Source organism: Parabacteroides distasonis ATCC 8503 (assembly GCF_000012845.1).
Lineage (GTDB): Bacteria > Bacteroidota > Bacteroidia > Bacteroidales > Tannerellaceae > Parabacteroides > Parabacteroides distasonis.
Genome location: NC_009615.1, coordinates 530,083 through 543,589 on the forward strand (window position 1 = coordinate 530,083; position 13,507 = coordinate 543,589).

General features: G+C 50.6%; 11 protein-coding genes. 1 reads left to right on the forward strand and 10 read right to left on the reverse strand.

Annotated elements, in window-relative coordinates; genetic code table 11:
• Window positions 1-8: 8 nt before the first annotated feature.
• A complete protein-coding gene (locus tag BDI_RS02280) occupies window positions 9-1,292 on the forward strand; it encodes an MATE family efflux transporter (protein ID WP_008780917.1) in 1,284 nt (427 codons plus the stop codon).
• A gap of 51 nt (window positions 1,293-1,343) precedes the next feature.
• On the opposite strand, the gene BDI_RS02285 is transcribed toward BDI_RS02280, so the two are convergent.
• The 10 genes from BDI_RS02285 to BDI_RS02330 all read right to left on the reverse strand — a co-directional run bounded on the left by BDI_RS02285 (window position 1,344) and on the right by BDI_RS02330 (window position 13,457).
• Window positions 1,344-3,050, reverse strand: coding sequence for an acyl-CoA dehydrogenase family protein (locus BDI_RS02285; protein WP_008780918.1), 1,707 nt, complete (start codon window positions 3,048-3,050; stop codon window positions 1,344-1,346).
• A 4-nt stretch (window positions 3,051-3,054) separates the two neighbouring features.
• On the reverse strand, window positions 3,055-4,074 hold the full coding sequence (locus BDI_RS02290; RefSeq protein WP_005855554.1) for an electron transfer flavoprotein subunit alpha/FixB family protein: 1,020 nt from the start codon (window positions 4,072-4,074) through the stop codon (window positions 3,055-3,057).
• 4 nt (window positions 4,075-4,078) lie between these two features.
• Window positions 4,079-4,984 (reverse strand): electron transfer flavoprotein subunit beta/FixA family protein, encoded by a 906-nt coding sequence (locus BDI_RS02295; RefSeq protein WP_005855555.1) that lies wholly within the window; start codon window positions 4,982-4,984, stop codon window positions 4,079-4,081.
• Window positions 4,985-5,138: 154 nt separating this feature from the next.
• Window positions 5,139-5,618: a helix-turn-helix domain-containing protein gene (locus BDI_RS02300; RefSeq protein WP_009276287.1), complete on the reverse strand. Its 480-nt coding sequence runs from the start codon at window positions 5,616-5,618 to the stop codon at window positions 5,139-5,141.
• 183 nt (window positions 5,619-5,801) lie between these two features.
• Window positions 5,802-7,181, reverse strand: a complete 1,380-nt coding sequence (locus BDI_RS02305; RefSeq protein ID WP_005855557.1) for an MFS transporter — start codon at window positions 7,179-7,181, stop codon at window positions 5,802-5,804.
• A 112-nt stretch (window positions 7,182-7,293) separates the two neighbouring features.
• Window positions 7,294-8,403 carry a hypothetical protein gene (locus BDI_RS02310; protein WP_011966021.1) on the reverse strand — a complete coding sequence of 370 codons (1,110 nt, stop codon included), beginning with the start codon at window positions 8,401-8,403 and terminating at the stop codon, window positions 7,294-7,296.
• The gene (gene gcvP / locus BDI_RS02315; RefSeq protein ID WP_011966022.1) at window positions 8,400-11,252 is read right to left on the reverse strand and encodes an aminomethyl-transferring glycine dehydrogenase; all 2,853 of its coding nucleotides are present in this window, start codon (window positions 11,250-11,252) and stop codon (window positions 8,400-8,402) included. Before gcvP ends, BDI_RS02310 begins: the two co-directional genes overlap by 4 nt.
• Before the next feature lie 12 nt (window positions 11,253-11,264).
• A complete protein-coding gene (locus tag BDI_RS02320; protein WP_005855561.1) occupies window positions 11,265-11,903 on the reverse strand; it encodes an MBL fold metallo-hydrolase in 639 nt (212 codons plus the stop codon).
• Window positions 11,900-12,592 (reverse strand): 16S rRNA (guanine(527)-N(7))-methyltransferase RsmG, encoded by a 693-nt coding sequence (gene rsmG, locus BDI_RS02325; RefSeq protein ID WP_011966023.1) that lies wholly within the window; start codon window positions 12,590-12,592, stop codon window positions 11,900-11,902. Before rsmG ends, BDI_RS02320 begins: the two co-directional genes overlap by 4 nt.
• Before the next feature lie 13 nt (window positions 12,593-12,605).
• The gene (locus tag BDI_RS02330) at window positions 12,606-13,457 is read right to left on the reverse strand and encodes a DUF3298 and DUF4163 domain-containing protein (RefSeq protein ID WP_005855566.1); all 852 of its coding nucleotides are present in this window, start codon (window positions 13,455-13,457) and stop codon (window positions 12,606-12,608) included.
• Window positions 13,458-13,507: the final 50 nt, after the last annotated feature.

Below are 13,507 nucleotides of genomic sequence, written 5' to 3' on the forward strand. Positions count from 1 at the left end.
TATTTAATATGAATAAGAAAATACTTCAACTGGCGATACCTTCTATTATTTCCAATATAACCGTACCTTTATTGGGATTGATAGATGTGGCGATCGTGGGACATCTTGGATCTGCTTCGTACATCGGGGCGATCGCTGTAGGCGGGATGCTGTTTAATATTATCTACTGGATATTCGGGTTTCTCCGTATGGGGACAAGCGGTATGACTTCCCAAGCGTACGGGAAACGGGATTTGACGGAAGTTACCCGGATCTTATTCCGGTCTGTCGGGGTTGGTTTCCTGATATCTTTGGGGCTTTTGATACTTCAATACCCTATCTTGAAGGTTGCGTTTACTTTGATCGACGCAACGGAGGAGGTAAAACAATGGGCCTCTCTCTATTTTAATATCTGTATCTGGGGAGCGCCGGCTGTATTGGGGTTATATGGCTTTGCCGGTTGGTTTATCGGTATGCAGAATTCTCGTTTCCCGATGTTTATCGCTATCACGCAGAATATCGTGAATATTGCGGCCAGCCTATGTTTCGTGTTTGTGCTGGGTATGAAGGTGGAAGGCGTAGCGTTGGGAACACTGATCGCCCAATATGCGGGTCTCCTCATGGCGTTTGCTCTTTGGTTGAAATATTATAAACGTTTGAAAGCGTATATTGATTGGAACGGGCTTTGGGGTAGGGAGGCGATGCGTCGCTTCTTCTCAGTCAATAGTGATATATTTTTCCGGACCTTGTGCTTGGTCGCTGTTACGACTTTCTTTACTTCTACAGGTGCGAGACAAGGGGATGTGATATTAGCCGTAAACACCTTGTTGATGCAGTTATTTACCTTGTTCTCTTATATAATGGATGGATTCGCTTATGCGGGAGAGGCATTAGCCGGTCGCTTTATTGGAGCCAAAAACGATGTGGGGTTACGTAAATGCATTCGCTTATTGTTCCTATGGGGAATCGGCCTCTCATTGTCTTTCACGATCCTTTATGCGTTGGGAGGGAAGAATTTTCTGGGATTATTGACGAACGATACCTCAGTCATTGAAGCTTCCGGGGATTATTTCTATTGGGTGTTGGCGATTCCTTTATGTGGATTCTCCGCTTTCCTTTGGGACGGTATCTTTATCGGTGCCACGGCCACACGCCAGATGCTTTACTCGATGCTTGTGGCCTCGGGCACTTTCTTTATTATGTATTACTTGTTTTATCAATCGATGGGGAATCATGCCTTATGGATGGCTTTCCTTTGGTATCTGTCTTTACGTGGCGGTATGCAATGGGTACTTTGGCGGTTAAAAAAATAAGGCGAGAACCTGTAACTGATCCTCGCCTCATTTTATCCTAGGAAAACCTATTTACTGTTGTTTGTAATAAGCTAAGTCCTCACGATTGAAGTTGTTGATGAAGGATTCGATCTTATCAATCTCAGCTTGTCCGTAGTTTACATAAACCTCGGCGGAACGGCGGAAGCTGTCATCTTTGTTTGCGTCTTGCAATAGCAAGTAGCCGAATACGCAATGAGCGGCTGCCTCGACCATACGGCGAGCTTGGAAGTCAATATATTCGTTATCCTTTGTCTCCGTAACCTTGGCTACCACTTTCTCATACTTCTCGGTCATAGCGGCAAGTTTGTTCTTCAGAGCCTCTAATTCCGGCTTATACTCGATCGCTTGGTATTCACGAATCTGGTTCAAGTAAGTACCCGTGGTGACGTGGCGGATGGCCGCTACGACTTGCAATTGGGTGGTACCCTCATAGATATTCGTGATGCGGGCATCCCGGTAGATACGTTCGCAAGCGTAGTCTTTCATGAAACCGGAACCTCCGTGAACTTGGATAGCGTCGTAAGCGTTCTGGTTTGCGTACTCGGTAGTCATGCCTTTACCCATCGGGGTGAAAGCATCCGCGAGCTTGCTGTACTTCTTGAATTCTTGACGTTCTTCCGGAGTCAGTTTACGTTCCTTGGATATATCATCCAACGCTTTGTAGACGTCAACGAAACGGGCGGTCTCGTATAACATAGAACGGGAAGCATCCGCTTTCGCACGCATCAAGGCGATAATCTCAGCGATCGCCGGGAACTCGATGATAGACTTACCAAACTGTTTACGATCCAAGGCGTAAGCATAAGCCTCACGATAGGCAGCCTCGCTAAGTCCTACGGCTTGAGCCATGATACCCAGACGGGCACCGTTCATCAAAGCCATTACATATTTGATCAAACCTAGCTTACGATCACCGCAAAGCTCGGCTTTCGCGTTCTTGAATACCAACTCGCAAGTAGGAGAGCCTTTGATACCCATTTTGTTCTCGATACGACGGACATTCACGCCACCATTGCGCTTGTCGTAGATGAACATGGAAAGGCCACGTCCATCCTTCGTACCTTCCTCGGAACGGGCCAATACCAAATGGATGTCAGCGTCGCCATTCGTGATGAAACGCTTTACGCCGTTCAGATACCAGCAACCGTCAGCCTCGTTGTAAGAAGCTTTCAACATAACGGATTGAAGGTCGGAACCTGCGTCCGGCTCCGTCAAGTCCATAGACATGGTCTCTCCGTCGCAAACACGAGGGATGTAACGTTGGCGTTGATCCTCGTTGCCGAACTCGTATAAGGTCTCGGCACAATCTTGTAGACCCCAAAGGTTCTCGAAACCGGCGTCGGCACGGGAAACCAAGTCGGCGGCCATGATGTAAGGGACGATCGGGAAATTCAACCCATTGTAGCGGCGAGGCATAGCGATACCCATCAAGCCGGCCTTGCGAACGGCATCGAGGTTTTGCTGTGTCCCGGAAGCGTACGTGACACGTCCGTTCGCTACCGTGGGGCCCTCATGGTCTACGCCCTCAGCGTTCGGGGCGATAATTTCCCCGCAAATCTCACCAACGATCTCCAATACTTTCTCGTAGCTATCCATTGCGTCCTCGAAATCGATCGGAGCATAATCGTATGTATCCTTGTCGGCATAGCCGCGCTCTTTCAGCTCTACGATACGCTTCATCAACGGATGGTGAAGATGATGCTTCAAGCTGGGATTATCTGTATAGAAATTAGCCATAATCTTACTTACTGTTCTTTTTGTAATACTTAATCATCTTAGGAATCACCTCTTCTACCGTACCATTGATTACGTAATCGGCGATCGTGTTGATCGGGGCGTTCTCATCATTATTGATCGAAATGATGATACCGGCGTCTTGCATGCCGGCGATATGCTGGATCTGCCCGGAGATACCGCAAGCGATATACAATTTCGGACGCACCGTGACACCGGTCTGACCGATCTGACGGTCGTGGTCGCAGAAACCGGCATCGACAGCCGCACGGCTGGCACCTACCTCGGCGTGAAGCTCTTTCGCCAAATCGAACAATAAATTAAAGTTCTCCTTAGAGCCTACGCCATAACCTCCGGCTACTACGATCGGAGCGCCTTTCAGGTTGTGCTTCGCTTTCTCTACATGACGGTCGATCACTTTCACCACATAGTCTGTCTCGGGGACATACTTCGCTACGTCGTGGTGGATCACTTCGCCTTTATAGTTCTCGTCCAAAACCTCCTTTTTCATCACGCCCTCACGAACGGTCGCCATTTGCGGGCGATGTTCCGGGTTGATGATCGTGGCTACGATGTTACCACCGAACGCCGGACGGATCTGATATAATAAGTTCTCGTAGGTGATACCCGCTTTCTTGTCCTCGTGCGAGCCGATCTCCAAAGAGGTACAATCGGCCGTCAAGCCGCTTGTCAAGGCCGAGGATACACGAGGGCCCAAGTCACGACCGATCACCGTAGCGCCCATCAAGCAAATCTGCGGTTTCTCCTCCTTGAACAAATTGATCAAGATAGAGGAATGAGGAAGTGACGTATAAGGGAACAGACCCGGAGCGTCGAACACATGAACCTTGTCGACGCCAAAAGGCAATACTTGTTTCTCTACACCCTCAAGGCCGGACCCGGCAACGATCGCCTCCAGCCCACAGCCCAATTGATTGGCTAGCTTACGACCTTTAGTCAGAAGCTCAAGACTTACATCGGCAACGTTCGTGCCTTCTGTCTCACAATATACAAATACGTTGTTCATAATCTTATCCGATGGTGTGGTTAGCTAACAGTTCGACAATCAAATCCTCTACTTCTTGGTCGGCGCTGGAGATGGTCTTGCTTTCCTTGGCTTGGAAGACGATATTCTCGATCGCTTTTACCTTCGTCGGCGAACCGCTAAGGCCGCATTGAACCAAGTCACCATTCACGTCGGCTACGCTCCATTCTTGAATATCCAAATACGGGCGGGTCTCGTACAATTCCGGGTAGCGAAGAGTCGGCGTACCGTCCTGGTGACAGGCGGGTTGCACGGCCCGTTCCTGTTTACCCATGGCGTGTTTGTACTTTTGTACCAACTTCGCGTTGCGGGGACGGCAGGGAGCGGCGGAGCCGTTCACGGTGATAACGATAGGAAGCGGACCTTCCACGGTCTCGACACCCCCGTCGATATGACGTTTTACGGTGATACGTCCGGCCTCCTTATCAACGTTTAGGATTTCCTCGGCATACGTGATCTGGGTCAGTCCTAATTTCTCAGCGACTTGCGGACCTACCTGTGCCGTATCGCCGTCGATCGCTTGGCGACCACCGATGATAATATCATAATCGTTGATTTTCTTGATAGCCGTGGCAAGCGCATAGGATGTGGCTAACGTGTCGGCTCCGGCAAACGCACGGTCGGTCAACAAAAAACCGCCGTCAGCACCACGATACAAACCCTCGCGGATGATTTCGGCGGCACGTCCCGGGCCCATCGTCAGCAGCGTAACTGTCGTCCCGGGGTAAGCGTCTTTCAAGCGTAACGCTTGTTCCAACGCGTTCAGGTCTTCCGGGTTAAAGATCGCGGGCAAGGCGGCGCGATTGATCGTACCGTCCGCCTTCATGGCGTCCTTTCCCACGTTTCGTGTATCCGGGACCTGTTTCGCTAAAACTATAATTCTTAAACTCATATTATATAGGAATATTAGATTTTTATATTGATGTAATACTTCTACTTTCTTGTTAATCTCGAGGTGCAAAAGTAATCAAACATTCTTTATAACAAAGAACTTTGCGGAGGAAATTGCACACTTGGCGTGTGTTTGAGCATGTATTGCCTGCTGATTACTCGTAGCAATGATAGGTTCTCTTCCGGTTTGAGCCCGGTTTTTTTTTCTCGATGCGCCATTCCCAAGGCTGCGATTTCGTCAGCGTGCGGAAGAACTTGGAGAATACCGAGGGCTGCGAGAAACCCAGCTTGGCGGCGATCGCGGTGATGCTCATGTCCGTCCGCTCCATCAGCTCCTGAGCTTCGAGGAGAAGGTAGCGGTTGCGCCATTCCATCGCCGACATGCCGCCGATGGCGAGGATGGCGCCCCGGAGCTCGCTGGTCTTGAGTTGCATTATGCGGGCGTATTCGCTGGTGTCCATCCGGCCGTACTTGCGGATGAGATAGGCGAAGAGATCGATCAGGTTGTTGCCCGAGGGGCGGTTGCCGTCGAAGTCGGGAGGGACGCCCATCCAAAGCTCTTCTTCGGTGGGTTTACGCTTGAAGACGGTGATAAAGACATCTTCCGGGGGGATTCTCTTGAATGTTTCTTCCATGATGATCTGTTTTAAGGTTGTTTTTTCTCAAGGATTTGATCTTGCGATTCTTCCGGGTCAAATCTACGGATTATGATTGGATATCGCAAGCCTTAAAGGTCAAATTCATGTGTTTGGATTAGATATTTTAGAACTACGAGGTCAAATCAAAGGTAATGGATTTGACCTCGTAGTTTTATCGGGTCAAATCTTTTGGCTATCCAGCCTCTTTACGACTTGTCCATACACGATCAACGCTACGGCGGATACCAAGGCGATCGCACCGAAGTAATACCAGATGTAATGGGCGTTCGCGCTTGCCGCCAGCCATTCCTCGTGAGAGGCGAACAGGGTTGGCTCCGGGCAATACTTGCTTAAAAGGAAACCGGATAGCCCGAATCCGAAGATAGAGGAGAGGAAAGAATGCAAATGGCTGAATCCAAGATAGAGACCTTCCTCTCCCTTGGGTGCTTGCAAGGAGAAATACTCGAGAAAGCGAGGGGAAATGAACGTCTCCGCCAGCCCTTGGAAGACGATACCCACCACCATCATGAAGGCTACGGGATGCATCCCTAGGATCAAGGAATTAGTATCCAGCATATTACCGGATGCCATGCAAAGAGCGGACACCGGCATGATAAACATACCCACCGTCATGGAGGTAAGCGCTGTCCGCTTCCGCATCATCTGTGTTACTAGATTGACTGTCAGAACTACGACTAAAGGGTTTACGTTGGCATACCAAGAAGGAGAGGCTCCCTCGCCGGCCAAACGAAGCACATATTTTGGCATCGTGGCATACAGCTGGTGTTGTACCATCCAGAATCCGGTGATAATGATGATTAATGTAATGAGCCGTCCGTTACTACAAACCTTGATCAAGGCGTTCCAGATCTGCCCGAACGTCTTGCCCTCGCCCGAATGCTGAGCGCTTTTGTAGAAGAACCAGATGGCTAGCAAGGCAAGGAAGGTCATGCTCGCCGAGAAATAGTTCAAGGTAATCAAACCTTCGTTGCCCAACGCCTCACGAAGCGGCTTCACGATGGTCTTCCCGGAGAAGGCCCCGATATTTACCATCGCGTAGAAGATAGAGAAGCCCTTCGCACGGGTTTCCGGCGTAGTCTCTTTAGCGACCGTGCCGGAGATAACGCTCTTGATAAAAGCCCCGCCGCATACGATCAAGGCCATGATAGGGATAATGCCGTACTGAAGATTGCTCTCCAGCAATCCCGTAAAGGTAGTCGTCGTGCTGTATTCAACCAGTCCGGCGGATTGAAGCCAAGTAGGGTAAACAGCCAGTCCTAGATAGCCACAAGTTAACAAAGTGAAAGCCAGTAGCATCGAGTTGCGGAAACCGATCTTATCGGCCAACGCTCCGGCGAATGTGGGCAGCAGATACAGACAAGCGGAAAAGATACCGGCGATGCTGGCGGCCTGAATGTCGTTAAAGCCTAAGATGCGGCTAAGATAAAGGGTTATAACGATAAATACGCCATAATAAGCGGCTCGCTCGAACAACTCGACGGTGTTCGCTACCCAGAATGCTTTACTGAATTTGATTTTCTCTTGTTTCTTAGTTGTCATGATATTATTTATTAGTAAGATAGATTAGATGGATAAGTCAAAGAGGAGGCGCAGGCGAGAAAATGAAGAGCTGCGCCTCCTCGTCTTTGTTTTATCGTATAGTAATTACGAATTAGGGCTTTACGGTATACGGTTGGTGGATCGCCTTATCGAAAGCTTTCCAATGCTCATCCGTCATGTTGCCCGGCGTAAACAACGCCACGCCGGCCGCTCCGTTCTCCATGGAGCCTCTTACGGCCTCCTCGATCTCGGACGGGATCAGTCCATGGCCTTCCGGGTCCTTGATATTCGCCTTGTTCTGCCAATCCTCGCAGATGAACAGACCGCTATAAACCGGCTTCTTGCCTTGCACGGCGGCTACTTCCTCTTTCACGATCGGAGCCAGCCAAGAAGCGTCCTCCAGATAGAAATCGTTATAATTCATCGGGAAGAAAGCGTCGATATTCCATTTATTCCATTCTTGGCGAACCATCCACTTGGCGTGAGAGTCCGGCCCCGGGAATACGGCGGCGCTCACTTTCTTGCCTTTGCCGTGAACCTCGTCGGCGATGCAATTTACCAATTTCGTGATCAGGTCGCAACGAAACTGCGCCCATTCCTCGCATTTGGAAGGATCCTCTACGGATTTGATATCGATACCGGTAGCGGCCTTGAAATCGGCCACGCATTTGTCACAGTAGCAATAGTCCGCCGTAGGATATTCCTCGTCCATCACCAAGCCGTATTTTTCCCAAAGTCCGCGGGCCAGGATGACATCCACGTAACGGATATAATCCAGATGGATATAATCCACCTCCGGGATATCGGCTACCTTCCCATATAGATCCAGCAAGAACTCCGCCGTACCTTCTTGGTTCGGGCACAGGCATTTGTAATAAGGGACATAGGCCTGTACGGAATAGGCCGACTCGCCTTTCCGGTTCACGGCGTAGAGGGTGGAGTCCAATCCATGTTGTAACATGGCAGGAATCCATGCGTGGTATTCCATGCCATTGGCATGGGCCGCTTTGGCGGCACGCTGGATTTTCTCCGTGTCGTGGCCGGCGTTGTAGCACATCCCGTCTACACCGTGGGCATGCCATTTACTAAAGTCCGCTTGTAAGGTTTGCTCGGTGGTATTCCCGCCTTCGCCTTGCCATGCGTAGACCTTGACTGTTTTCTCGGGCGCCTTGACGCAAGCCGTCAGAGCGACGGCCGCCAAAGCGATAAAGAGCTTCTTCATATCTCGCAAGCGCATAAAGTCGGGATCAAGTTACGATCGCCATAAGCGTTATCTACACGGGCTACGTTAATCCAGAACTTGCTGTCGTGCAACCATTCCAGCGGGAAGGCGGCCTTCGTGCGGGGATACGCGTGTTTCCACTCGTCGGCGGTCACCTCGTATTCCGGATGCGGGGCGTTCTTCAAGACGTTGTCCTCCTTCGAAGCCTTGCCTTCCTCCACCTCCTTGATCTCGCTCCAGATACATTCCATTACCTCTACGAAACGATCCAGCTCGGCCTTGCTCTCGCTCTCGGTCGGCTCTACCATCAAGGTGCCGTGTACTGGGAAAGATAGGGTAGGAGCGTGGTAGCCGAAGTCCATCAAACGCTTGGCGATATCGCCCTCGTCGATGCCCGAACGCTCTTTTACCGTACGGCATTCCAAGATCAACTCATGACCTACACGGCCTGTCGCTCCGGTATAGACGATACCGTACGTATCCTTGAACTTAGCGGCCAAGTAATTGGCGTTCAAGATGGCCGTCTTCGTCACTGTCTCAAGACCTTCCGTACCCAGCAAGCGGATGTAAGCGTACGTGATCGGCAGGATACCGGCGCTACCATAAGGAGCCGCGGATACCGTATTCAAGTCGCTGCCCCAAAGCACCGGATGCTGCGGCAAGAACGGAACCAGATGCTCGGCCACGCAGATCGGGCCTACGCCGGGACCACCACCTCCGTGAGGAGAAGAGAAGGTCTTATGCAGGTTCAAGTGACATACATCGGCGCCGATCGTACCCGGATTTGTCAATCCAACCTGCGCGTTCATGTTGGCGCCATCCATATAAAGCTGTCCTCCGCAAGCGTGAACGATGTCGCACATCTCCTTGATGTCCACCTCGAAGATACCATGCGTAGACGGATAGGTAATCATGCTGGCAGCCAAACGCTCCTTGTTCTCCTCGGCTTTCGCACGGAAATCTTCCAGATCGATATTACCATTCTCGTCGCATTTAACGGTTACGGTCTTATACCCGCATTGGATAGCGCTGGCCGGGTTGGTTCCGTGGGCGGAAGCCGGAAGCAAAACGATATCACGATGGCCTTGGCCGATGCTTTCCTGATAAGCACGGATCACACGAAGACCCGTGTACTCGCCAGCGGCGCCGGAGTTCGGTTGCAACGTACAGCCCTTGAAGCCCGTGATCGTGCATAAGTAAGAAGACAGGTTCTCGATCAGCTCCGTATAGCCTTCCACTTGCTCCTCTGGAGCGTACGGGTGGATATTCATGAATTCCGCACGGCTAAGCGGCAACATCGTAGAAGCCGGGTTTAGCTTCATCGTGCAAGATCCCAGCGAGATCATGGATTGGGCCAAGGAAACATCCTTTCGTCCCAAACGGGTGATGTAACGCATCAACTCGGTCTCCGTATGATATTTCTTGAATACGTCTTGCTGCAAGAAATCGGAGGTACGGGCGAATTTAGCGTCGAAATAAGTCTGGGCGGGGATAGACTCGTCCAGCATATAGTCTTTACCTGCGGCGCCGGCGAAGATGTATAATAATACGCCTATGTCCGTAGGCAATGTCGTCTCGTCTATGCTGACGCCTACTTGTCCGGCCTCGAAGTAACGCAAGTTCACCTTGCACTCCAAGGCGATCTCACGCAGTGCGTTCACCGACACGTGCGCGGGAAGCTGTATCTTCAAGGTATCGAAATAATCCTTGTTTAATTGCGTATATCCCAGTTTCTCCAACTCCTTGGCCAAGAATCCGGCCGTGGAATGAATCCGTCCGGCGATGTTACGCAACCCCTCCGCTCCATGATATACGGCGTAGAATCCGGCCATGGTAGCCAACAACGCCTGAGCCGTACAGATATTGGACGTAGCCTTCTCACGTTTGATATGTTGCTCGCGGGTCTGCAAAGCCAAGCGATAAGCCGGATGGCCGTAAGCGTCCTTGGAGATACCGATGATACGTCCCGGGATCGTACGTTTATAATCGTCCTTCGTAGCGAAGAAAGCGGCGGAAGGACCCCCGTAGAACATCGGGATACCGAAGCGCTGGCTGCTACCGAATACGACATCCGCTCCCCATTCTCCCGGAGGAGTCAACAATACCAAGCTCATCAAGTCGGCGGCTACGCCTACCTTGGCTCCGGCGGCGCCCGCACGGGCCACGAATTCCTTATAGTCCTCGATCGAACCATCCGCGTTCGGGAACTGTACGATGGCGGCGAACACGTCCGGCGTGAACTCGAATTTCTTATAATCGCCCACTACCACCTGGATGCCCTGCGGGATCATGCGGGTGTGGATGACGGCCAGCGTAGAGGCGAACACGTTCTCGTCAACGAATACCGTATTGGCTTCCGCTTTCACCTGCGCACGGCTGCGTGAACCATGAAACATGGTAACCGCCTCGGCTGCCGCTGTCGCCTCGTCGAGTAGCGAGCAGTTCGCCAAGGGCAATCCGGTCAGTTCGCAGATAACAGTCTGGAAGTTCAGCAACGCCTCCAAGCGTCCTTGGGATACTTCCGCCTGATACGGCGTATAGGAGGTGTACCAAACCGGGTTCTCGAATACGTTACGTTGGATCGGGGCCGGGCAAACCGTGTCGTACCAACCCATACCGATATAAGAGGTGAATACCTCGTTCTTGGAAGCCAGCTCGGCGATATGCTCGGCGAACTCACGTTCCGTCATGGCCTCCGGGAGGTTCAACGGCTCTTTCAAACGGATGTTGGCCGGAATGGTCTGATCGATCAACTCGTCCAAAGACTTCACGCCAATCGTCTCCAACATAGCGGGAATATCTTCCGCTGAGATGCCCACGTGGCGGTTTACAAACTTATTTGTGTCCATAATTCTAGTATTTTATAAATAAGGATTATTTAATTTCTCATCAATGATTCGTGTCTCGGGGCCATGGCCGGGGTATACCACGGTCTCGTCCGGCAACGACAGTAATTTGTCCTTGATAGCGGCAAGCAGTATATCTTGGTTGCCTCCCCATAAATCGGTACGGCCGATGCTTCCGGCGAACAAGGAATCCCCGACGATCACGAAACCGTTCTTCTTGTTATAGAAAGCCACGCCTCCGGGCGAATGACCGGGAACGCTCAATACCGCCAGCTCGGATTTCCCGAACTTTATGATTTCCCCGTTTACCAGATATTTCCCTACCGGGACGCTTTTCGCCTTCATCGGCAGGCCGAACGCCTTGGCTTGCTCCTCGGGGGAGGGAAGGCCCTCCACGTCCGCTTTATGGGCTTCCGGGCTCAACCCGTAGGTGTTATGGACGAATTCGTTGCCGAATATGTGATCCAGATGGAGGTGCGTACAAAGGTAACGTTTCAGCGTCAGCCCGTTCTGGGCGATAAAGTCGCTTACTTCTTTTTGTTCCTCTTTGCGCAGGCAGCCGCAATCGATAAGGACTGCCTCCTTGGTATCATCGTATAGCAAGTAAGTATTCTCGGAGAAATAGTTTACTTCGAAAGATTTTATCGTAATCATAAGGGTACGTACACTACTTTTTTAGTTTCAAAAAACTCTTCTTTAAAATGGTCTTTCAGATCCATGCTTATCGCTTGGTTCCGGAAAGGCAATATCTCGTGCGCCAGCTCTCCACCTTTCAGACAAATCAATCCGTTGGGCAATGCGTTGATCTGTTCTTTCTTTATATTCTTGCGGACGATCTTTACCAGATCCGCCAGAGGCATCACGGCACGGCTTACCACGAAATCGAAAAGCTGCTTTTCCTCCTCGCCCCGGCAATGGCGGAAGGATACGTTCTCCAGCCCGATCGCCTCGGCCACGGCTTGTCCCACCTTGATTTTTTTCCCGATGCTGTCTACCAGATGGAAATGGGTCTCAGGGAATAAGATCGCCAAGGGGATGCCGGGAAAACCGCCTCCCGTACCCAGATCCATCACCGAGGAACCCGGCTTGAAACGCAGCATATCGGTGATACCCAGCGAGTGAAGCACGTGATGCGGATATAGGTTCTCGATATCCTTCCGTGAGATCACGTTGATCTTGGCGTTCCAATCCGTATATAGGTCATATAGGGCGGCGTATTGCTCTTTTTGCCGGTCGGTGAGATCGGGGAAATAAGATGTGAGAATTGAAAATTGAGAATTGGGAATTGAGAATTTCTCTGTATTTTGTTCCATAGGACATCTGTTTATAGGTTTATCTATCATTAATTTTCAATTCTCAATTTTCAATTAACTGACTTATCGGGCTGTCATCCCGCAGCAAATAGCGGATTTCCTTGTAAGGGAGATGGACGTTCGTGACGCCTACCACGTATGCCGCTATCTCATATTCGTTGAAAGAATAGGTGATACCCGTCTCGTCTACGAGGAAGTTGCCGTTCGGGAAGATCTCGTCCACGCTAAAGAAACCGATATTTTCCAGTTCCTTGGCGTCGGATACGTTGTTTTGCTTGGCGATCTGATCTACCAATATTCGCGCCAGATTGTCTTGATAGTTGTCCACGAATATCTCCTCCTCGGTGATCGGCTTACCGGTCTTGAGGTTCACTACATGGTTATTGTAGGAATGTGCGCCATGCGCTCCGCCCGTATAGTTCTCGAAGCTTACCGTATAGCTGATGATATCGTCTTGGTTGAAGGCGATATCATCCGACGACATCTCATAGTAAGAGAACCAAGAGCCCACCGGTGTCTCGTCGGATTTCGCCACCTCAGCCTTGTAATCCTCTTCCAGATCCTTATAAGCGGCCAGATAGTCGTCGGTATATTTCCGTACCGCCTCCTCGGGGGATAATTGCTCATAATTCTCGCCGAAATAAGAGGAGACGAACTGTCTCTGTAGATTCTTAAGAACCTCTTTATCCGAATATTTCCGGGGATAAACGAACTTGATCTCTAGATTGCAATTGGGATTATCCGGATTATCTAACAAATGGTAAGTCTTTTCCACGCTGATAGAATCAAACGTGATACTGTTTTCGGAAGCCTTCTTCGTTCCGGTATCGCAACCCGTGGCTAAGATACCTATCAAAAGAAGCGCCAGCATGCTTTCGCGTAAATGCGTTCTCATCGGACTACAGATTTAATTTATTTGTACGCGAATGTACGTTATTAAATTGT